Raw genomic sequence first — 22,376 nt, 5'->3', positions numbered from 1 at the left:
CCGTTCACCAGGTGTCGATGCCTGTACTGCGCCTGCTGTTACGCCAGCCGTCGCGTGGTGGACCCGGCTGCGCGAGTAGCGCCGCAGCCAGTACGGCACGCGTATCGGCCGGGTCGATGACATCGTCGATCTCCAGATGGGCGGCGGTGTTCACCGCGCTGCCCTGCGCGTAGGCCAGGGCGACGAGTTCATCGAAGCGACGGGCCCGTTCGTCCGGATCGGCGATAGCGGCCAGCGCATCCCGGGACGCCAGGTGCACCGCCCCTTCCAACCCCATGCCGCCGAATTCGCCGGTGGGCCAGGCGACGATCATATCGGTGTTGTGGAAGCCGCCGCCGGCCATCGCCAGCGCGCCGAGACCGTACCCCTTGCGCAGGACGACCGTCACCAGCGGCACACTCAGGTGTCCGCCGAGTACGAAAAGACGCGGGAAATGCCGAACGGCGGCCTGGCGTTCCGAATCAGGTCCGACCATGAAACCCGGTGTGTCGCACAGTGATACGACCGGCAGCCCGTAGGTATCGCACAGCTGGAGAAAACGCGCCAGTTTATCGGCGCCGGCCGCGTCGACGGCGCCGCCCAGCACCGCCGGGTTGTTGGCCATGACGGCGACCGGGACACCGTCGATCCGGGCGAGGGCGGTGATGACGGTCGGCGCGAAATCGCGGCGCAGTTCGAGTACGGAGCCGATATCGAAAACGGTGTCGATCACCGTCCGGATGTCGTATACGCGTTTACGGTCCTCCGGCACGAGCTGCCGCAGCCGCCGCTGGTCGGCGACCTCGTATGCGGGCACCTTCCCCTGGAAGTACGCCAGATAGCGGCGGGCGACCTCGGTAGCCTGCGCTTCGTCGGCGACGACGATATCCACGACACCGTTGGCCCGCTGCACCTCGATCGGGCCGACCTCTTCCGGCGCGTACACGCCCAGTCCGCCGCCCTCGATCATCGCCGGACCCGCCATACCGATGGTCGAGTTCTCGGTGGCGATCACGACATCGCAGGTGCCCAGCAGGGCCGCGTTACCGGCGAAGCAGCGCCCGGCGGCGATACCGATGGTCGGCACCACGCCGCTGAGCGCGCCCATGGTGACGAAAGTCGGATAGTGCAGACCCGCCACCATCGGCGGATCACTGTCCCCCGGCCGTCCACCGCCGCCTTCGGCGAACAGGACGACCGGATAGCGCCGGGTCCGGGCGAGGTCGAGCAACCGGTCGGTCTTCTGGTGACTGAAATAGCCCTGGGTGCCCGCCAGCACGGTGTAGTCGTAGGCGAGCACGGCGCAGGTGCTGCGCTCGGCGCCGAACAGATCGCCGTTGATCCGCCCGAGGCCGGTGACGATACCGTCCGCCGGGGTGCGGGCCTCCAGGTCGGCGAGGTCGCGGCGGGCCCGCTGGGCGGCGACGGCGAAACCGCCGTACTCGACGAGCAATCCGTCGTCGGTGAGCGCGGCGATGTTCTCCCGGGCGGTGCGCATACCGAGCCGATGGCGTTTGGCGACCGCCTCGGGACGCGCGTCGTCGCAGAGACGGGCGCGGCGCTCGCGCAGTGCGGCGAGGTCGGGGCGGATACGGTCCGGGTCGGTCGCGGCCTCGGTGGTCGCCGTGATCGTTTCGTCGCCCGCGACCGGGCTCACCAGAACAAGTGCCGCGCCCTCGGTGACATGGTCACCGACCCGTACGGCGATCGCCTCGACCGTCCCCGCCCACTCGGTGCGGACCGGGTAGTGCATTTTCATCGCCTCGACCACGGCCACGGTCGTCCCGGAGGCGACGACCCGGCCCGCTTCGGCCTCGATCGATACGACCACCCCGGCGGTACCGGTGCGCACCACATGCCCGGTGCGGCCGGCGAACCCGAGCGATCCGGGGGGATCGGTGGCCCGCTCGCCGCCGGTGTATCCGGCGAAGGCACTCTGCCCGGCGCCGGGCCGGGCGGGCGGCTCGCCGGCGCCGGGCGCCAGGTTCCGGGCGTGGGCGAGCAGCCGTTCGAGCTCACGGTCGACCCGCGTGGTGTCGTAGTCGCCGGCCGCGAACGCGGGGTCGGTGAGCAGCGCGCGCTGGAACGCCAGATTCGTCGGCACACCGGTGATCGTGGTTTCGGCCAGCGCCCGCAGCGCCAACCGGTGCGCGGCGGGAAAACCGTCGCGGTGGTGCACCACGATCTTCGCCAGCAGCGTGTCGAAACGTGGATCCACCGGGGCGCCCGGGCGCCCGGCCGTATCCACCCGGACCCCGGCGCCGGTGGGCATCTCGAATCCGGAGACGGTGCCCGCGGCGGGCACCGGCGTGCCGTCGGGGCGCTGGGTTTCGGCGTTGACCCGAATCTGGATCGCGGTGCCGAGCGGTTCGGCGATCCGGTCGAGCCCGAGGTCGGCGAGCGTGGCGCCGGTCGCCAGACGCAGCTGGGTGAGTACCAGATCCACCCCGGTGATCTGTTCGGTGACGGTGTGTTCCACCTGCAGGCGCGGATTGACCTCCAGGAAGTAGAAGGTCCCGTCGGGCAGTGCGAGGAATTCCACTGTCGCCAATCCGCGCAGCCCGGCGGCGCGGCCCAGCCGGACCGCCGCGGCCAGCATGCGCGCGCGGGCGTCGGTGGGTAGCGCCGCACTCGGCGCGAATTCCACGAGTTTCTGGTGGCGGCGTTGTACGGTGCAGTCCCGGTCCCAGAGATGGCAGACCGCCCCCGTACCGTCGCCCACCAGCTGGACTTCCAGGTGCCGGGCGCCGGTGAGAAGCCGCTCGGCGTACAGATCGTCGACGCCGAACGCGCCCTGCGCCTCGGCCCGGCACCGCGCGAACGCGTCCGGCAGTTCCGCGGCCGACCGGACCACCCGGGTACCGCGTCCGCCACCACCCGCGAGTGCCTTCACCATGATCGGCGCGTTCTGGCTGGCCAGAAAATCGGTCATCCGTGCCAGGGTGGTCGGCCCGCTGGTGCCGGGCAGGACCGGCACCTGCTGTTCCGCGGCCAGCTGTCGCGCCCGGCCCTTGTCGCCGAAGAGTTCCAGCGTCGCGGCGTCGGGGCCGACGAAGGTGATTTCCGCGGCCGCGCACGCACGTGCGAAGTCGGCGCGCTCGGAGAGGAATCCGTAGCCGGGGTGGATCGCGGTCGCATCGGTCGAGCCGGCCGCGGCGAGAATCGCGTCGATATCCAGATACGCCGCCGGACCGGAACCGGGCAGCACCACGAGTTCGTCGCACCGGGTCGCGTGCGGGGCGCCGGCCTCGTCGCGCGCCCGCAGTCCCACCGTCTCGATGCCCAGCGCCTGCGCCGCCCGCAAGACTCGCACCGCGACCTCACCGCGATTGGCGACCAGGACCTTCTTCGGCTGCGCGCTCATCGGTGCTCCTACCTCCACTCCGGCCCGGCAGTCCACCCGGAACGCGGACGACGCTACGTCGCCGTCCCGCCGCGGTACCACCGGGTGCCCGCCTCGTTATCCCCGCTCGGACTCCCGGGACCCGACACCCTTCACCACGGCACGGTCCATGAATCCGAACAGGTAGCCCGCCACCCGCCGCATCTGGATCTCCTCCGCGCCCTCGGTGATGCGGTACCGGCGGTGGTGACGGTAGATGTGCTCGAACGGGGTGTAGCGCGAATAGCCGAGTCCGCCGTGCACCTGCATGGCGCGGTCGGCGGCCTCACAGCACAGCCGGTTGGCCCAGTAGTTGCACATCGACACCTGCTCCGACACCGCGAACGTCCCGGAGGTGTCCATGGACCACGCGGTCTTGTGCACCAGCGCCCGCAGCATCTCGCACTGGGTGTGCAGTTCCACCAGCTGGAACTGGATGGCCTGATTCGACGACAGCGGTTTGCCGAACGGTTTGCGCTCATTGGCGTAGGCCACCGCGCGATCCACGCAGTACTGGGCGGCACCGAGGCTGGACGCGGCCTGCCGGATGCGGTTCTCGTTGAAGAAATGCTGGACCACGGCCAGCCCGCGGCCCTCCCGCCCGAAGATCGCCGAGTCGGGGACGCGCACGTCGGTGAGCGAGACGCGGGCGTGGTCGGTGGGCATATTGAAGGTCCACAGGTATTCCTCGACCCGGAATCCCGCGCTATCGGTGGGCACCAGGAACGCCGTGATTCCCCGGCCGTCGCCCGCGGCGCCGGAGGTGCGGGCGAAGATGAGATCGGCGTCGGCGACGTGTACGCCGGTGTTCCAGGTCTTGGTGCCGTTGATAACCCACTCGTCGCCGTCGCGTACGGCGGTGGTCTCCATATGGGTGGCGTCGGAGCCGTGTTCGGGTTCGGTGATACCGAAGGCGAAGAACCGGGTGCCCGCGGCCAGGCCGTCCACCCACTGCTGCTTCTGTTCCTCGGTGCCGTACTCCAGCATCAGCAGCAGACCGACATTGTTCGCGACGATCGCGTGCTCGTTCTGCAGATCGCAGTGCAGGCCGAGGCCACGGCGTGCCAGATGCTCCCGAATGACGGCCATCCCCAGATTGGTGCCGTCCCGGCCGCCGAACTCCTTCGGGAAGGCGTAGCGGTAATGGCCTGCGGCGTCGGCCCGGCGCCGGGATTCGGCCAGCAGCGCCTCCCAGTCCTCGGTGGGCAGGCCGTCGCGCTCCCAATCGGTGCGGGCGTCCTCGCGGCGATGGTCGAAGAACCGGATGTTGTCGTCGGTCTGTTCGAGCGGCCGGATCTCGCGTTCGATGAACTCGTCGAGTTCGGTGAGATAGGCGGACAGGTCGGCGGGCAACTCGAAATCCACGGTTTCTCCTAAGCTTTCACGCGGGGACGTATCTGCATGAGCAGATCCCATTCGATTTCCGATACGCGGCGCCCGCTGGCGGCCATGACGATGTCGCGGACGGTGCCGTCGAGGTGGGCGGCCGCCTGCTGGGCCAGCCCGACCCCCCAGTACAGCGTGCCCATGACCTTCCACCAGCGGTACCGGTCGAGATCGAAGATCCCGCCCGCCTCCTCATAGGCACCCACGAAGGTCTCGCGGTCGGCGAAACCGCCGAACTCCCGCGCGTCCTCCCGGAAACGCCACATCCGCAGCGCGGGCCAGGCGACATCGCGCATGGGGTCGCCGAAACGCTGGGTTCCCTCCCAGTCCAGTACCGCGCGCAATCCGTCGGCGTCGATGATCAGGTTGCCGTTGCGCATATCGGTGTGGACGAGCGCGGGCGCCGGCGGCGGTCCGGGCAGCCGCTTCTCCAGCCAGCGCAGGGCCAGGGAGAAGACAGGACGGTCGGCGAGCAGCACGCGGGCGGCGGCCTCGACCTCGGCCAGGTGTTCGGCGGCCGGGTCGGCGCCGGCGGCCGGTACCGACTCCGGCGCGGCGGCGGGGTCGATACTGTGCAACCGGGCCATGGCCGCGCCCCACTGGCGGGCGGTCCGCGCCGCGTTGCCGGACGCCGAGAGCGTTCGTAACACCTTGCGCGGCACCGTTTCTCCGTCGATGTGCTCGGAGACGACGAACGGTTCGCCGACGTAGCGCGTATCGGTGCAGACCGCGACCACCGCGGGTACCGGTACGCCGTGCGCGCGGGCCAGCTCGCGGACCCCGGCCTCGCCGTCGACCGGCATCAGCTCGACGGCGGGCGGCACGATGGTCGCCACCAGCCGCCGCGGCGTCTGCGCGACGGTGGCGGTGAAGGCGATATTGCGGCGGCGCGCTCCGGCGGAGAGGAACTGGAAATCGGTGATCGTGACCGGACCGCCCAGCGTGCCGGTCAAATAGTCGGTCAGTCCCCCGACCGGATCGGCGCTCATTCGCCCTCCCAGCTGTCGTAGCCGGGTTTGGCTATCGCGAGATCGGCCCGGACCACCTCGGTGAGCGCCTGCCACAGCGCGTCGTCGTCACCGACCGGGACCGCCGCGAGCAGTTCCTGTTCCCGGGCCGCCGCCGCGGGCCCGAGTTCGGCCTCACGACCGAGGATGCGGGCCAGGTTCGCGCCGACGCGCGCCCGGTGCTGCAGGTCCGGCGGTAGGGCCGGCAGCAGCGTGTCCTCCAGCAGTTCGGCGAGTGATTCCAGCAGCTCGGCTGCCGTCGGGCGGTTCTGCACTACGGCTCCCCTCGGTCGGTTGCGGCTCGCGGGGACGGGGCCGGTGGCGGCGCGCAGCGCTGACGAGCGATCACGATCCGACCTCCTTGTCGTCGCTCCGGGCGAGCGATGAGACAAACAGTAGAGGATGTTCTCATCGTCGCACCAGGGATCCGGCTCGTGCGCAGAGCGGCCGCTGCATGGTGGATCGCCACGGACGCCGGCACCAGCCGCGGCGCGTCATGCGCCGCGAGTTCAGGCGGCTGCGGCCAGGACTGCCAGGGGTTCCCCTTCTTCCACCACGTGTCCGTCCCGCAAGAGCACGCAGTGATCGGCGTCCCGGGCCGCGGCCGGGTCGTGGGTGGCGTGCACCACCGTGACCCCGGCGTCGGCGGCCTGCCGGATCGCCGCGCCGATCGCCGCGCGCGCGGCGGCGTCCAACCCGGTACCGGGTTCGTCCAGCAGTAGTAGCTCGGACTGCTGCGCCAGCGCGCGGGCGAGCAGTACACGCTGGCGCTGCCCGCCGGACAGGGTGTCCAGGCGACGTCCGGCCAGATCGGTGATATCCATCCTGGCCAGACAGTCCGCCACGATCGCCCGATCGGCCCGGGTGACCCGGCGCCACAGACCCCGGTACGCCCAGCGCCCCATGGCGACCGTTTCACCGACCGTGATGGGCAGCGTGGCCGGGACCATCTGTTGCTGGACGACCAGCGCCGGACGCGATCCACCGATCCCGGTGACCGTGCCGGCGGTCGGCGCGACGATACCGCCGAGGACGCCGAGCAGGGTGGATTTCCCGGAGCCGTTGGGGCCCAGCAGCGCGGTGACCTGCCCGCCCGGCATTACCGCGGTGACCTCGTGCAATACCCGGTTTCCCTGGTAACCCGCGGACAAGCCGGTGATCTCTATTCCCGCCGTGCGCATTCTGTGACTCCCGCAACCTACTTGTAATGACAATCGTTATCAGTTTAATGTCTTTGTCCATGGATTGGCTGATGGCCCCGTTCGAAGTCACCTTCGTACAACGAGCTCTGTGGGGCGGACTGCTGGTCTCCTGCTTGTGCGCGCTGGCCGGAACGTGGGTTGTGGTGCGCGGCATGGCCTTCCTCGGTGAAGCCATGGCACACGGCATGCTGCCGGGAGTCGCCGTCGCGGCCCTGCTCGGCGGTAACCTCCTGCTGGGCGCGGTGGTGAGCGCCTCCGCCATGGCGGCCGGCGTCTCGGTACTGAGCCGGAACCGGCGGCTGTCCACCGATACCGGTATCGGCCTGCTGTTCGTGGGCATGCTCGCGATCGGGGTCATCCTGATATCGCGCTCCCGATCCTTCGCGGTGGACCTGACCGGCTTCCTCTTCGGAGATGTGCTCGCGACCCGTCCCGGTGATCTGCTCTTCCTGCTGACGGCACTGGGCGCGGCTCTGGTGATCACGATCCTCGGGCACCGGGCCTTCCTCGCCCTCGCCTTCGATCCGCGCACCGCGCAGACTCTCGGGTTGCATCCCCGCCGGGCACAGATCGCACTACTGGCCCTGCTGACGCTGGCGATCGCCGCGTCGTTCCACGTCGTGGGGACCTTGCTGGTCTTCGGACTCCTGGTCGCGCCCCCCGCGGCCGCCACCTATTGCACCCACCGCATTCCGCGGATCATGCTGCTGGCAGCAGGTTTCGGCGCCCTGGCCACCATCACCGGCCTGATCATCTCCTGGCACGCGGGTACCGCCGCGGGCGCGACCATCGCCGCGACGGCGGTGGGTATCTTCTTCGCGACAGCGACCGGCGCCCGGCTGCGCGCCGCGCTGCGCGACAGGCCCTCCGGCGGGCCGGGCGCCGGGCGCGCCTCCCGCTGGATGAGCACTACCAAGAACCGGGTCGGCCGGACAGTCGGAGTGGCCTCCGCGGCACTGCTGCTCGTTCCGGTCGCCGCTTGCGGTGGTGAAACCGGCGCGGCGCCGGCCGAATCGGTGCCGCACGGCTATATCGAGGGTGCCGAGGAGAGCGCGAGCGCCCAGCCCCGGCTGGTGCTCGCCGACCGGTCCGCGGGCGCGGTGCGCATCCTCGACCTGGTGACCGAGGAAGTCCTCACCCAGAACCCGGTGCCGGGCATCACCCATCTCGCCGACGACGGCCGCTACGCATATCTGGCGACGGCCGGCGAGACCACCGTCCTCGACAGCGGCAGCTGGGTGGTCGATCACGGCGATCATGTGCACTACTACCGGACCCAGCCGCGCCGGGCCGGCGCACTGCCGGGATCGGTGCGGTCGGCGCACAGCGATACCGTCGTCGCCGCGGCGGTGCGGCAGGACGGTTCCACCGTTCTGGTGGACCGTGCGGCACTCGACGACGGCACTTTCACGCCCGGTCCGGGGCTCGACGGGCCCGCCCTCCCCTACGGCGGTCACCTCCTCGTACCGGACGCCGGGCGCATCCAGGTGCGCGACCGGGAGAACGGACCGGTTCAGACCCTGGAACCACGCTGCGAACAGCCGGGCGGGCAGACGGTGACCCGCCGCGGCGCCGTGTTCTCCTGCGCAGACGGTGCGCTGGTGGTCACCGAACGCGATGACCGGTTCACCGCGGAGAAGCTGCCCTACCCGCCGGGTACGACCGGCAGCGCGGGGCAGTTCTTCCACCGCAGGGGCAGCGATGTACTGGTGGCCGTGCGGGATTCACGGGCCCTGGTCCTCGATATCGCCCACCGCGCCTGGCGGCCGATCGGCCCCGGTCCCGTCGTCGCGGCGACCACGGCGGGCGCGGGCACCGATGTCCTGACGCTGGACGCCGGTGGGGTCCTGCGCTCCTACGATCCGAAGACCGGGGCCGAGACCGGGCACCGTGCGCTCCCATCGGGGCCCGTGGAGCCCGCGACGCCACCGGTCCTGCTCGTCGACGCGGAGCGCGCCTATGTCAACGATCCGGCCGGCCGGCGGATCCACGAGATCGACTACGCCGACGGACTGCGCATCGCCCGCACCTTCGATCTCGACATCACCCCCGACCTGATGGTGGAGACCGGACGATGAATACCGCACTGCGACTCTGTGTCGCACTGTTCGTCGCGATGCTGCCCGTTGCCGGATGCGGCGTCACGAACTCCGGTGGCGGCGGAATCGTCGTCACCACCGATATTCTCGGCGATATCACCCGGACGGTGGTCGGTGACACGGCACCGGTCACGGTCCTGATGCCGCCGAATTCCGACCCGCACTCCTTTGCCCTCTCGGCGCAGGAGGCCGCCGTCCTCGACGACGCCGACCTCATCATCGAGAACGGCCTGGGCCTGGAAGAAGGATTGGCCCGTCATGTGACGGCGGCCGCGGACGCCGGGGTCGCGACCCTGCCGGTGGGCGCCGAAATCGATCCCCTCCCCTATCGCGGCGGGGACGCCGCGGGTCGGCCCGACCCGCATTTCTGGACCGACCCGCAGCGGGTGCACCGCGCGGTCGAGGTGATCCGCGACCGGGTGATCGACACGGTTCCCGGGATCGACGCCGAGACCGTGCGCGCCCGCGCGGACCGCTACCTCACCGAACTCGACCGGTTGCAGCAGTGGATGGCGGACCGGTTCGCCGGTATCGCGCCCGAGCGCCGCAAACTGGTCACCAATCACCACGTGTTCGGTTATCTCGCCGCCCGGTTCGACTTCGAGGTGGTCGGTGCCGTCATCCCCGGCGGGACGACCCTCGCCTCGCCGAGCGCCGCCGATCTCGCGGAGCTGGCCGCGGCCGTGCGCAATACCGGAGTACCGGCGATCTTCGTCGATTCCGCCCGGCCGGACCGACTGACCCGCGCCCTCGCCGAACAGGCGGGTGTACAGGTGCGCATCGTCGGTCTGCACTCGGAATCACTGACCGCGCCCGGTGCCGGCGCGGCCACCTACCTGGAAATGATGCGCGCCAACACCACCGCGATGGTCGAGGGTCTGGCTTCCGCGTAACCGGGAACGCTGCGATATCTCGCTGCCGCAGCCAGCAGAAAAGAATGAGGGAGCGTTATGCACATTCGGACCGGCCCGATCCGGGCCGCGGCCCTGACCGGCCTGCTCACCGCCGTCGTCGCCGCGAGCGGCTGTGGTACCGGCACCACCGAGGAGACGGCGATCGCCGATCCGCTGGCCGTCACCTACGACGGTGGTATCCATCTTCTGGACGGCAACACACTGGTGCGCGGCGGCGGAGTCGAACTCGCGGGATTCAACCGGGTCAATCCGGCCGGCGACGACCGGCACATCATCGTGTCGACCTCCGCGGGCTTCCGGGTGTTCGACGCCGTCGGCGGAAAGTTCACCGATATCGAGTTCCCCGGGCCGAAACCGGGACATGTCGTACGGCACGCCGGTCGCACGGTCCTGTTCACCGACGGTACCGGCACCGTGACCTCGTTCGACCCGGCCGACCTGGCCGAGGGCGCACCGCAGACCACCGAATACCAGGCCGCCCAGGCGCATCACGGGGTGGCGGTGGAACTGGAGAGCGGCGAACTGGCCGTCACGCTCGGTACCGAGGAGAAGCGGGTCGGGCTGGCGATTCTGGACGCCGCCCGCAAGGAGGTCACCCGCAGCGAGCAATGCCCGGGAGTGCACGGCGAGGCCACCGCGGCCGGCGATACGCTGGTCGTCGGCTGCCAGAACGGGGTCCTGGTCTACCGCGACGGCAAACTCACCAAGATAACCAGCCCGGACTCCTACGGGCGGATCGGCAACCAGGCCGGTAGCGACGAGTCGCCGATCGTGCTCGGTGACTACAAGAAGGACGAGCACGCGGAACTGGAACGTCCCGAACAGATCTCGCTGATCGATACCGAGGCCGGCACCATCCGTCTGGTCGATATCGGCACCAGCTACACCTTCCGGTCGCTGGCCCGCGGCCCCGAGGGCGAGGCGCTCGTCCTGGGCACCGACGGCGGGCTGCGGGTCATCGACCCGGTGACGGGCAAGGTCGAACGGACGATCGATGTCCTCGACCCGTGGCAGGAACCGATCGACTGGCAGCAGCCGCGCCCGGCGCTGTTCGTCCGGGACGGTATCGCCTATGTCAGCGATACGGCGGCCAAGCAGGTCCACCGGATCGATCTGGCCTCCGGCACGGTGACCGCGTCGGTGACCCTGGCGGAAACTCCCAACGAGATCAGCGGCGTCGTCACCTCCTGATCGGGGCACGGAGGTCCGCCCGGCACGGCATGAGGGGCCGGGCGGGCCCCTGTCACAGGCGCTCGGGATCGGGACCGCCTACGACTCGGGCGGTGTGGTCGAGTGCCACGGATGGGCAGCCGCGCGGCCGCCGCCGCATCGGGGCCACGAAGCCGGACCCGGGGCGGGCGCCGGGACCTAGGCTGGACGGACCACCGAGGCGAGCGACCGGAGTACAGATGTCCCGAGTGATCAGCAAAGGCGGCAACGTCGTCGTAGCGGGCGGCCGGTTGCGGATCTCCGCGGCGCCGGCCGGTATCGACCTGACTGTGCTCTGTTTGCGTGCGGACGGCAAGGTCGGCAGCGACGACGATTTCGTCTTCTACAACCAGCCGGTCTCCCCGGACGGCGCCGTCCGGCTGGCCGGTGCCGCGATCGAGATAGATTTGCCGGGAGTCGCCACGAGCACGGACCGGCTCGTGGTCGCCGCCTCGGTGGACACCGGATCCTTCGGCGGCATTGCGCTGAACGTGGCGATCGCCGAGCGCGACGGCGAAACCTACGATTTACCCATCACCGGGCTGCGCACCGAGACGACCGTCATCCTCGCCGAGGTGTACCGGCGGGCAGGCGCCTGGAAGATCCGCAATGTGGGCCAGGGCTACGCCGACGGACTGGCCGGACTGGCCACCGATTTCGGTATCACCGTGGACGACGACGCACCGGTCCCGGCTTCCGTACAGGTCGGCGCGCCGCCCCCGGCGGCGCCTCGCGCCACCCCGGCGCCCGGATACCCACCGCAGCTCGCTTCGCCTGCGCAGACCACACCATCGGCACAGCCTCCGGCCCCGTCCACGGCACAGTTCGCCGCGCCGGCGCCGGGCCCCGCCCGGTATCCCACGCCCGCCGCACCGCCGGCACCCGGGGTGAATTTCTCCAAGGGCACAATCACTCTCACCAAGGGCGCGCCGCCGGTACTTCTCGAGAAGGCGCCGCTGGTCCGGTTGCGGGTGGCCTGGGCCAGCGGTACCGACTACGAGGCCTACGCGCTGATCGTCCTGGCCGACGGGAACACGGTGCACGTCGCGACTTTCCCGGCCGCCGGTATACCGGCGAATCCGCGGTACGGCGATCTGGTGCGCCATCTCGGGGATCGCGGCCGCGGTGATATCCGGCGCGGCGGCGGACAGACCGAGGAGATCATCGAGGTACGGCTCGCCCCGGAGATCGCGGCGGTGATCCCGGTGGCGTATTCGGCGATCAACAACGGCACCGGATCGTTCCACAAGTACCGGGTGACGCTGTCGATCGAGAACGGCGCCGACAGTGTGTCGATTCCGGCCGATCAGGCCAAGAAATCCAGCTGGATCTTCACCTGTGTGCCCGGCATCGTCTACAACCGTCCCGAGGGTGTGCTGATCGAGCGGCTCGAGCTCTACAGCCGGCGGTTCTCCGAGCACCGGCCCGCCGCCGTCCTGCAACCGGACGGGCGGGTGGAAGTACGGATGGACAAGGGCCCGGTGAACCAGTTCAAAAAGGACAATACCTGAGCGGGCCCTTGTCCTTATAACTATTGCAATCTTTAAAGAGCTCATAGGTTCACTGATAAACTCGCGCTCATGGTGCATCTTCGCGACCGGCAGCGGTCCTCGTGACGGCCCCACGGCGGGGACGGGTCACCCAGCATCGGGTGGCCCAAACCGTGGCGGACGAACTGCGGACCCGGATCCTCAACGGCACCGACGACTACCGGCTGCCGACCCAGGATCAACTGGTCCAGGAGTTCGGCGTCTCCTATCCCTCGATCCGGGAGGCCATCCGCATCCTGGAAACCGAGGGCCTGGTCACTGTGCGGCGCGGAAATGTCGGCGGCGCGGAAGTCCACCGGCCCGACGAGACCTCGGCCGCCTACCATCTCGGGCTGGCCCTGCAGGGCGGCCGGGTGACGCTGCGGGATCTGGCCACCGGCCTGCAGATGCTCGAACCCATGTGCGCCGCGGAATGCGCGCGCCGCGAGGACCGGCTCGAGGTGGTGGTTCCGGCGCTCACCGCGAATATCGAGAAATCCGCGGAGCTGATCGAAGACGGGGTGGCCTTCACCCAGACCGCCCGCGAATTCCACGATCTCGTGGTGTCCTTCACCCCGAACGCGACGGTGCGCTACGTGGTGAGCAGTCTGGTCGCCCTGTGGTCGGCGCAGGAGGAGGCCTGGGCCGAAGCTCTGACCGGCCGGGGTGAATATCCGTCACCGGAGCAGGCCCGGGATTCGGTGCGTACCCACCAGAAGATCGTCGACGATATCGCCGCCGGGCAGGCGTCGGCGGCCGAGCACATGGCCTGCGCGCATCTGGCCGCCACCCAGGCACTGCTGCTGACCCGGTTCGACGACGGCATCGTCAACGCGTCGTCGACGCCGGCCCAGCAGGCGATCCGGTCCGGTTCGGGTCGGCGCTGACTACAGCCGCGCCGCGCCGGGAATCTCGGTTACCGATCCGGTGCCGAACGCACGGATCATCGCGTCCTGTGCGAACGACGCGATGAGTGTTCCGGTGCGGGTGCTGATCTGACCCCGGATATATGCCGTGCCCGCACCGACGAAGGTCGCTTCGTGGTGGTAGCGCAACCAGTCGTCCCATTGCACCGGATCGTGGAAGGTGATCGCGATACCCATGGGCGCGGTCGACAGGGTGTGATGGGCCTGCGCCGTACCCAGACCGGGATGCGGCCGCAGCGCGGTGGAGATTCCGAGATGACCGGTGAAATGGGCGAGCAACGCGCGACGGAGTTCGTCGGCGGCGGGCACCTCGTCGTAGCGCAGCCACGCGTCGATCACGGGCGGGCCCACCTCGTCCGGGTCGTTGATATCGGCACAGTCGAGGATGCGCACCTCACGGCCCGGCAGCGCCAGAATCCTCTCCGGACCGGCGGCTTCGGGTCCGGCGACCGACGGTCGGTCGGGCGTATCCCGCCGCACCAGATCCGGTTGCGGGGCGTCCAGCGCAACGGTGCAGTGGGTCCGGATCTTCGCCCCCTGCCGCACGCCGACCGTGGCGCCGGCGAAACTCCGGCCCACCCGGATCGGGGTGACGGTGAACTCGAGCGGCACATCGGGGTCGGCCGCCGAGACGAACAGCGCGTGCGCGGTGCGCACCGTCCGGCCGGGCAGGGTCCTGGCCGCGGCGACGATGCTTTGCCCGAGTATCTGGCTGCCGTCCACCACCCTTCTGGTGCCACCATCGCTGTCGCCGCGGAAGCCCCCGGGGACGGCGGGGTCGGCTCGCACATCGAAGATGTCGATCATGCGCGCCATGGACGACTCCCGCACGTCCGCACCGGCCGATCCGGCCGGATCCGCGCTCACGAGCGGACTCCCGTATAACGCCCGGCACCGATCGTCACGGTGACGGCGCTCTGGTCGAACGCGATATAACCGGCCAGCCGGGCGACCGGTGGGTGCGGCTGCGGATAGGTCCAGGCGATCCAGGGACGATCGCCGCCGGGCAGATTCCAATAGGACGCCTCGCCTTTGTACGGGCATACGGTGTGCAGGTCGACGGGCTCGAGCCGGGTCAGGTCCACCGCGGCGGGCGGGAAATACACGACCAGGCCGTGATCCTGTTCGTCCACCAGCAGGCACGCGTCGCTCGATGCCAGCTGCCGGTCACCGACTGCCGCGGTGAACGAATTGGTGCGGGCCAACAGGTCCACGCGGTAGTCGGGGCGCTGCCGGTAACCGGAGGGTAGTTCACTCATCACTGCTCCGAATCTTCGCGGTGCCGGGTCCGCACCGGTTGCCGGCAAAAGCAGTTCCGGCGCGTCGATCCCACTGTGGCACCGCGGGTACGGTGCGAGGCCGGACTCGGGACGCGGCCGGAGATGCGCAGGGCCATGGCGCACATCGCGTGGGCAGCCTATGCTCCGGCCGCAACGGGTGCGTACCCGAGGATGCCCTTGAGTTCCAGGTACTCCTCGAAACCCGCAGCGCCCCATTCGCGCCCGTTACCGCTCTTCTTGTACCCGCCGAACGGGGCGGCGAAGTCGAAACCGCCGTTGATGGCGATCGACCCCGCTCGCAGCCGCCGGGCGACGGCCCGCGCCCGCTGCAGATCGCGGCCCGCCACGAATCCGGCAAGGCCGTATTCGGTGTCGTTGGCGATATCGATCGCGTCGTCGATGTCTTCGTAGCCGATGATCACCAGGACCGGGCCGAAGATCTCTTCGCGAGCGATGGTCATATCGTTGGTGACGTCGGCGAACACCGTGGGCCGGACATAGAAGCCCCGGTCCAGGCCGTCCGGCCGGCCGGGGCCGCCGGCCACGACCGTGGCGCCTTCCTCGATCCCCTTCTGGATCAGTGCCTGGACACGGTCGAACTGCGATCCGGCGACCACCGGACCGACGGCGGCGGAGCCGGTGGGGTCGCCGACGGTGATGCCCTCGGTGGCGGCCCGCGCGGCGGCCACGGCCTCGGCCATCCGGGCGATGGGTACGAGCATCCGCGACGGCGCGCTGCAGGTCTGGCCGGAATTGCCCATCATATCGGCGACGCCCCGGCCCACATTGCCGGCGAGATCCTCGTCGTCGAGGATGATGTTGGGACCCTTGCCGCCGAGTTCCTGGGTGACCCGCTTCACGGTGGTCGCGGCGTTGCGGGCGATATCTATCCCCGCGCGGGTGGATCCGGTGAAGGAGACCATATCGACCTCCGGATGCGACGACAGCGGGACACCCACACTCGTCCCGTCGCCCTGCACCAGGTTGAACACACCGGCCGGAACCCCGGCCGCGTCCAGCACCTCGGCGAAGATCTGCCCGGTGAACGGGGACCGTTCGGAGGGCTTGAGCACCATGGCGCAGCCGGTGGCCAAGGCGGGGAAGACCTTCACCGCGATCTGGTTCATCGGCCAGTTCCACGGGGTGATGAGACCGCAGACACCGATGGGTTCCTTGACGAGAAGGGTCGCCCCGCGTTGCTCCTCGAAGCGGTAGTTACGCAGTATCTCGGTCGCGGTCTGTAGATGTCCGGCGGCGAGGTCGACCTGGAATCCGTTGGCCAGCCACGATGGAGCGCCCATCTCCTCGGTGAGCGCCGCCGCGAGATCACCGGCGCGCTTCCGATACTCCGCGCCGATGGCACCGAACAGATCCAGCCGCTCGCCGACAGTGCTCGCGGCCCAGCCGGGAAATGCGGCGCGGGCCGCGGCGACGGCGGCGTCCACATCCGCGGCCGAGCCGAGCGCGACGGTCCCGCAGACTTCCTCGGTGGCGGGGTTGATCACCTCGAAGGTCTGATCACCCGCGGGGTCGACCCAGCGGCCGTCGATATAGAACTTCCGGTAATCGCGCATCACTGCATCCCTTCCGCGTACCAGGTGCGGAACTCCTCGTAGCTGGGCATTTCCTCGGAGTTCGCCTTCGGGTCCACGGCCACGTGGATGACGCCGGGTCTACCGCTGGCGAAGGCGCGTTTGACGGCGGGCGCGATATCGGCGTCGGATTCGACGTATTCGCCATAGCAACCGAACCCCTCGGCGACCTTGTCCAGCCGGGTGTCCTTGCTCCAGTGCACCGCGGTCTCGCGGGATCCGTGCCCGAAAGTGCGCTTGTAGACGCCGACCTCGAGGCCCCAGGCGTAGTCCACGGCGACCACACAGACCAGCGGCAGATTCAGCCTCGCCGCGGTTTCCAGTTCGGCGATCTGGAACTGGAACGAGGAATCGCCGGTGATCATCAGCACCGGACGCTTCCCGCCGTCGGCGACCGAGGCGCCCACCGCGTAGGGCAGGCCGGTGCCGAGATGGCCGAAGTTCTGGTTCCAGATCACGTCGTGCGGTTTGCACTGGGTGTAGGTCCAGCCGAAGATCGTGGTGGCGCCGCCGTCGCGGACCAGGATCCCGTCGGCCGGGAAATCCTTGGTGGCCTCCACGACCAACCGGGCCGGATGTACCGGAGTGCCACCGGTGGGCGCGTTCTCGGCGAGCTCGGCGAGCCGGGCAGCATCCTGTTCGATCCACTGCGCGAGTTCGGCCGTCGCGGTGCGCGGGGTGTTCTTCAGGGCCGCGGTGAGCTGCGGGACGATCGCGCGCAGGTCGCCGACCAGCGGTACGTCGATCGGCCGGTTCACGCCGATGGCGGTGGGGTCCTGTTCGATCAGGACCCACTTACGGTTCTGCTCCCCCCCGACCCAGTGCCGGCCGCGCCCGTAGTGCACCGGCTCGCCCAGTTCGGTACCGATGGCCAGGCACAGATCGGATTTCACCACCGCGTCCACCGCCGAGGGCGAGAACCCGTAGGGAAAGGTGCGGTCCTCGAGACCCTCGATGAACGAGGTGCCACCGGAGGTCTGCACGACCGGACAGGCCATGAGATCGGCCAGCGCCTTCACCGCCGCGCCGGCCCGCGCGGTGTGCACACCGTGCCCGACCAGCAGGATCGGCTGCCGCGCCCGCCGGATGAGTTCCGCGGCCGCGTCCACCTTGTCCTGGCCCGCGGTCTGGCCCACCAGCCGGTAGCGCTCCGGCGGCAGCGGCGGGGGGACGTCGAGTTCCTCCTGGATCACATGGGAGGGGTATTCGATGTAGACCGGGCCGGGCGTTCCGGACAGCGCCTTGCGCAGACCTTCGCGGATGACCTCGTCGGTCTGGTCGGCGTATTCGATACTGGCCGCGTATTTCACCGAGGGCTCGAACAGGCCGGACTGTTTCACGAACTGGATCCGGCCGCGGCGGACCCGCTGTTCGGTGATCCGGGCGCGCTGACCGCCCAGGAAGATCACCGGTGAGTTCTCCACCTTGGCGCACATCATGGCGCCGGCCATATTGGCCACACCGGGACCGAGGGTGCCGATGCATACGGCGGCCCGGCCGGTCATCCGGGAGACGGCCTCGGCCATGAATCCCGCGGATTCCTCGTGGTGCGGGGCCACCACGTTCCAGCCCCGTTCGTCGGCGAGGTGGAACAGGTGCACGAAATTCGGGTCCGGGATACCGAAGATGGTGTTGATTCCCTCGGCCTCGAAGAGATCCAGAATCCGTTCGTAGACTTTGACCGCCATACTCACTTTCCTCCCATGGCCATTGCGAAACTCCGGCCGATATGGTCGCTGTGGGCCGAGGGAACGACCGGCAGCAGCCACGACTCCGCCGTGTCGCGTATTTCCTGGATGCGGGCCCCGACGTCCTCGATACTCCATTCCGGTTGGTAGACACCCGGTGTCTCCGCGATATAGGCCCGCGCCACCCGGCCCGCCAGCGCCACCAGCATTTCGCCACTGACCGAACACGATTCGTGGGCCAGCCAGCCCACCGCGGGGGCCACCAACTCCGGTTCCATCGGCGGATATTTCGACGTGTCCAGGCCGTCGGCGAGCCTGGTGACCGCCGCGGGCACGATCACATTGGATTTCACACCGCATTCGGCGCCCTCGAGCGCCACCACATTGGACAGCCCGATCAGGCCTGCTTTGGCGACGGCATAATTGGCGACGTTCCGATTGCCGTACAGCCCACCGATGGACGAGGTCAGTACGACCCGACCGTACCCGGCCTCCCGCATCACCGGAAAGGCCGCGCGCACCACATGGAACGCCCCGCGCAGGTGCACGTCGAGTACGGAATCGAAATCCTCGTAACTCATTTCGGCGAGGGGCGCATAGCGCACATTGCCCGCGTTGTGCACGACTACATCGATCCGGCCGTAGGTCTCGAGCGCGGTGTCCACGATCGCTCGGCCACCGACCGGCGTGGCCACCGAATCGGCATTGGCCACCGCCTGTCCACCGGCGGCGACGATCTCCTCGGCCACCGCACCCGCGACCCCGATATCGCTGTCCCCGCCCGCAATACCGCCGCCCACATCGTTCACCACGACCCGGGCGCCCCGGGCGGCCAGCAACAGGGCATAAGCCCGGCCCAGACCGCGTCCCGCCCCGGTGATCACCACGACCCGTCCGTCGAACCGCATCTCCGACACCGCTTCTCCCCGCTCTTCGCCGCCGCCTGTCATCGACCGAGCGCCAGACCCTCCAGCCGGCCGGTTTCGCGCCAGCTCTGCAGAATGTCCTCGAGGGCGTAGAAACCCGGCCAGTACGGTTCGCCGAGATGGGAGCGGATGCTCTGTTCGCCTTCGTTGTTGTAGTAGCCCGGGGTGCATTCGCGCTGGAAATTGCTGTTGTCCACGGCGGTTTCCCGAATGGTGGCGCACCAGCGGGCCACGGCCTCGGGGGTCGGTTCCACTGTCCGGGCACCCCGGTTCAGCGCCTCGCCGATGATGTAGGCGGCATGGGTGGCCTGCTGATCGAACATATCGGTGGTGCTGGCGGTCACACCGCCCTGGATGAACCCGGTGAAGAAGATATTCGGGAAACCGTCGCTGGTGAGCCCGTGCAGGGTCCGGTAGCCCGTCGACCAGTGGTCGTAGAGCGAGCGCCCGTCACGACCGGCGAAGGGATGGATACCGTAGCGCCGATCGAGTTCGGTGGTGATCTCGAAACCGCTGGCGAAGACGATGCAGTCGACCTCGTGTTCCACACCGGCGGCGATGATCCCCTTCGCGGTGATGCGTTCGACGCCCTTGGTGGCCGAGACATCGATCAGGGTGACGTTGTCGCGATTGAAGGTGGGCAGGTATTCGTCGTTGAAACACGGTCGCTTGCACAGGAACCGGTAATACGGTTTGAGCGCCGCGGCGGTCGCGGGGTCCACGACGATCTCGTCGACCCGCTGCCGGACCCGTTCCATCGCGCGGTAATCCTGGATCTCCCGGATCTCGACGAATTTCTCCGGTGTCACCTCCGCCCAGAGGTTGTTCTCGTCGAGATAGGACTGCACATTACGGCTGACCTCGGTCCAGCCGTCACACACCAGGTCCGGCTGGCCGGGTGCGAACGCCTCGAAGGCGGCGGTGTGGAAATTGCGGCGGCGCTGCGACTGCCAGCCCGGCTGCAGCGATTTCACCCATTCCGGATCGGTGGGGACGTTACCGCGCTCGTTGATGTAGGACGGTGTGCGCTGGAAGACGTAGAGGTGCTCGGCCGACCGGGCGATATGCGGGATGACCTGGATCCCGCTGGCCCCGGTGCCGATCACCGCGACCTTCTTGTCCTCGAGGCCGGTGAGCCCGCCGCGCATATCGCCGCCGGTGTAGGAGTAGTCCCAGCGGGCGGAATGGAACATATGGCCGGTGAAATCGGTGAGGCCCGCAATGCCCGGCAGTTTCGGCTTGTTGAACGGTCCCTGCGCCATCACCACGAACCGGGCGCGGATATCGTCGTCCCGGTTGGTCCCGATCCGCCACCGGCCGATGGCTTCGTCCCATTCCATGGACTTCACCAGGGTGGAGAAGATCGCCTTCTCGTACAGCCCGAAGTGTTTTCCGATTCGCTGCGCGTGCTCGAAACATTCGTCGCCGTAGGCGTATTTCTGGGTCGGGATGTACCCGGTTTCCTCCAGCAACGGAAGATAGCAGTAGGCGTCGGAATCACATTGGATGCCCGGATACCGGTTCCAGTACCAGGCACCGCCGAAATCACCGGCGAGTTCGATGATCCGGAAGTCTTCCACCCCGGCCTGGGTCAGCCGCGCGCCCGCGGTGAGCCCGGCCCAGCCGGCGCCGAGCACCGCGACATCGATGTCCTCCGAGAAGGGTTCCCGCGGGGCGACCGGGGTGTAGGGGTCGCCTTCGAAGAAGTCGGTGAACCCGTCCTCGGTCATCACGTACTGCTGCTGGCCCTCCGGCCGCAGCCGCTTATCGCGTTCGGCCAGATACTTGGCCCGCAGCGCGGCGTGGTCGACCTCGGGGGTCTGCGTGGGTGCGCAGTTGTTCATTCGAAATCCTCGATGCGTGTATCGGGCCGGTGAGACCGGATCAGGTGAGGTCACGGGGTGCGCCGGTGCCCAGGTATTTCGCCAGGTTGTGGTGCAGGTTCACGACACTGCGCTCGCGATACGGATTGGGTTTGGGGCCGGAGAAACCGAGGGTCTTCATGCCCTGCTGGACCGCGGCCATATTGTCGAAGTCCTGCGGCAGCACGGTCCGCCAGGCCGGATCATCCTGCGGAGTGTGGATCCACTCCGTCTGCGGCGCCTCGCCTTCGGGGAACAGTTCGTAGACCGCGGCCTCGAAAACGCATTTGTCGGGGTCGTAGCCGTAGGGGCGCGCGCTGTAGCAGAGCATATTGTTCACCGCGTGCCCGATCTGGAAGTTCGGGAAGATCTGCCACGCGGTCCCGGCGGCCGCGACATCGGCCGGGGTGACGGTGGGCCAGACGACACCGCGCTTCTCGTCATCGGCGCGGGCCGAGGCCAGCCAGTGCGCCATCACCTCCGGCGCCGGGGTGCCCTCGGGCAGTTCGTCGGTGAGCCGCCGCGCCGCTTCCACCATGGTCCAGGTGGTGTTGGTATTGGCGTTCTCCCAGGTGAAGTTCTGCAGTTCGATGGTGGATTTCCGGGCGTCGGGGCCGTGGCCGAGGCGGATCTTGCCCTGGCTTTCCTCCATCCCCTTCGGCGCGTCGTATCCGATATTGCTGTGCTTGCCCTGCGCCCGCGCCCAGCCCAGGAACATGCCGAAATTCATGAACTCCGGATGGGTGTAGGGCACGTGGTAGGTCTCCATGAAGGCCTCCAGCGCGACCTTCCAGTTGCAGTCGAACACCAGCCAGCGCCGCCACCGGTACCGCATGTTCTGCAGCTGGAACGGATCGAGCAGGGTCGCGGCCGGTTCCAGATACTCCAGCAGCGTTTCCGACGGGTTCGGATCCAGGTTGATCCAGACCCAGCCGCCCCAGGTATCGACGCGCACGTCGACCAGTCCGTCGTTACGTTCGGTCAGGCCGCACGGCCAGTCCTCGCGTTCGGGGACGAAGGTGTTGCGGCCCTCGAGGTCGTAGCGCCAGCCGTGGAAACCGCAGACGAACTGCTTCCTGCGCCCCTTGGCATTGCGCTCCCCCGCCGGGGTGTCCACCAGGCGGCGGCCGCGGTGTGCGCACACATTGTGGTAGGCGCGGATCGTGTCCTGCGCGGTGCGCACGACGATGATCGAATCGTCGAGGATCTCGTAGGTCAGATAGTCACCGACCTTCGGGATCTCCTCGACCCGCCCCACCTGCTGCCACACCTTGCGCCACAGTTTGTCGCGTTCGGCCTTCACATACTCGGGGCTGAGGTAGGCCTCCACCCCGATCGTCATCGGGGCGGACAGCGGATCGGTGTGCGTGGCGATATCGTCGTCGGTCTCGCTCA

At 68.8% G+C, this 22,376-nt stretch carries 17 protein-coding genes; 5 read left to right on the top strand and 12 right to left on the bottom strand.

What is annotated here, in order from left to right; all coding sequences use genetic code 11:
• Positions 1-4 precede the first annotated feature (4 nt).
• From NS4_RS08965 to aztA, 5 genes are all read right to left on the bottom strand, one after another.
• Positions 5-3,343: an acetyl-CoA carboxylase family protein gene (locus NS4_RS08965; protein ID WP_063059058.1), complete on the bottom strand. Its 3,339-nt coding sequence runs from the start codon at positions 3,341-3,343 to the stop codon at positions 5-7.
• Between the two features lie 96 nt (positions 3,344-3,439).
• The gene (locus NS4_RS08960; RefSeq protein ID WP_063059057.1) at positions 3,440-4,726 is read right to left on the bottom strand and encodes an acyl-CoA dehydrogenase family protein; all 1,287 of its coding nucleotides are present in this window, start codon (positions 4,724-4,726) and stop codon (positions 3,440-3,442) included.
• 8 nt (positions 4,727-4,734) lie between these two features.
• A complete protein-coding gene (locus tag NS4_RS08955; RefSeq protein WP_063059056.1) occupies positions 4,735-5,736 on the bottom strand; it encodes a phosphotransferase family protein in 1,002 nt (333 codons plus the stop codon).
• Positions 5,733-6,029: a DUF6285 domain-containing protein gene (locus NS4_RS08950; RefSeq protein WP_063059055.1), complete on the bottom strand. Its 297-nt coding sequence runs from the start codon at positions 6,027-6,029 to the stop codon at positions 5,733-5,735. Before NS4_RS08950 ends, NS4_RS08955 begins: the two co-directional genes overlap by 4 nt.
• 234 nt (positions 6,030-6,263) lie before the next feature.
• On the bottom strand, positions 6,264-6,935 hold the full coding sequence (gene aztA, locus NS4_RS08945; protein WP_063059054.1) for a zinc ABC transporter ATP-binding protein AztA: 672 nt from the start codon (positions 6,933-6,935) through the stop codon (positions 6,264-6,266).
• Positions 6,936-7,006: 71 nt separating this feature from the next.
• On the opposite strand from aztA, the gene aztB reads away from it, so the two are divergent.
• The 5 genes from aztB to NS4_RS08920 all read left to right on the top strand — a co-directional run bounded on the left by aztB (position 7,007) and on the right by NS4_RS08920 (position 13,594).
• On the top strand, positions 7,007-9,034 hold the full coding sequence (gene aztB, locus NS4_RS08940; RefSeq protein WP_245665197.1) for a zinc ABC transporter permease AztB: 2,028 nt from the start codon (positions 7,007-7,009) through the stop codon (positions 9,032-9,034).
• Complete coding sequence (aztC, locus tag NS4_RS08935; protein ID WP_063059052.1) at positions 9,031-9,948, top strand: zinc ABC transporter substrate-binding protein AztC; 918 nt, start codon at positions 9,031-9,033, stop codon at positions 9,946-9,948. The genes aztB and aztC overlap by 4 nt, the downstream gene beginning before the upstream one ends.
• A gap of 57 nt (positions 9,949-10,005) precedes the next feature.
• Positions 10,006-11,160, top strand: coding sequence for a zinc metallochaperone AztD (gene aztD, locus NS4_RS08930; RefSeq protein WP_063059051.1), 1,155 nt, complete (start codon positions 10,006-10,008; stop codon positions 11,158-11,160).
• Between the two features lie 218 nt (positions 11,161-11,378).
• The gene (locus NS4_RS08925; RefSeq protein ID WP_169811743.1) at positions 11,379-12,689 is read left to right on the top strand and encodes a TerD family protein; all 1,311 of its coding nucleotides are present in this window, start codon (positions 11,379-11,381) and stop codon (positions 12,687-12,689) included.
• 140 nt (positions 12,690-12,829) lie between these two features.
• On the top strand, positions 12,830-13,594 hold the full coding sequence (locus tag NS4_RS08920; protein ID WP_245665195.1) for a FadR/GntR family transcriptional regulator: 765 nt from the start codon (positions 12,830-12,832) through the stop codon (positions 13,592-13,594).
• Here NS4_RS08920 and NS4_RS08915 read toward each other — a convergent pair whose 3' ends face one another.
• The 7 genes from NS4_RS08915 to NS4_RS08885 all read right to left on the bottom strand — a co-directional run bounded on the left by NS4_RS08915 (position 13,595) and on the right by NS4_RS08885 (position 22,323).
• Positions 13,595-14,500, bottom strand: a complete 906-nt coding sequence (locus NS4_RS08915; RefSeq protein WP_245665193.1) for an acyl-CoA thioesterase — start codon at positions 14,498-14,500, stop codon at positions 13,595-13,597.
• Positions 14,497-14,892 carry a DUF427 domain-containing protein gene (locus NS4_RS08910; protein WP_063059048.1) on the bottom strand — a complete coding sequence of 132 codons (396 nt, stop codon included), beginning with the start codon at positions 14,890-14,892 and terminating at the stop codon, positions 14,497-14,499. Before NS4_RS08910 ends, NS4_RS08915 begins: the two co-directional genes overlap by 4 nt.
• Positions 14,893-15,050: 158 nt before the next feature.
• Complete coding sequence (locus NS4_RS08905) at positions 15,051-16,487, bottom strand: aldehyde dehydrogenase family protein (protein WP_063059047.1); 1,437 nt, start codon at positions 16,485-16,487, stop codon at positions 15,051-15,053.
• Positions 16,487-18,193, bottom strand: a complete 1,707-nt coding sequence (locus NS4_RS08900) for a thiamine pyrophosphate-binding protein (RefSeq protein ID WP_063059046.1) — start codon at positions 18,191-18,193, stop codon at positions 16,487-16,489. The genes NS4_RS08905 and NS4_RS08900 overlap by 1 nt, the downstream gene beginning before the upstream one ends.
• Positions 18,194-18,195: 2 nt before the next feature.
• Positions 18,196-19,110, bottom strand: coding sequence for an SDR family NAD(P)-dependent oxidoreductase (locus tag NS4_RS08895; protein WP_063059045.1), 915 nt, complete (start codon positions 19,108-19,110; stop codon positions 18,196-18,198).
• Positions 19,111-19,139: 29 nt separating this feature from the next.
• A complete protein-coding gene (locus tag NS4_RS08890; RefSeq protein WP_063059044.1) occupies positions 19,140-20,963 on the bottom strand; it encodes a flavin-containing monooxygenase in 1,824 nt (607 codons plus the stop codon).
• A gap of 40 nt (positions 20,964-21,003) precedes the next feature.
• Positions 21,004-22,323 carry an aromatic ring-hydroxylating oxygenase subunit alpha gene (locus NS4_RS08885; RefSeq protein WP_063059162.1) on the bottom strand — a complete coding sequence of 440 codons (1,320 nt, stop codon included), beginning with the start codon at positions 22,321-22,323 and terminating at the stop codon, positions 21,004-21,006.
• Between the last annotated feature and the right edge of the window lie 53 nt (positions 22,324-22,376).

This window comes from Nocardia sienata NBRC 100364, from assembly GCF_001613205.1.
Lineage (GTDB): Bacteria > Actinomycetota > Actinomycetes > Mycobacteriales > Mycobacteriaceae > Nocardia > Nocardia sienata.
Note: the sequence above shows the minus strand (reverse complement) of the source record. Positions and strands in the feature narration are given on the sequence as shown.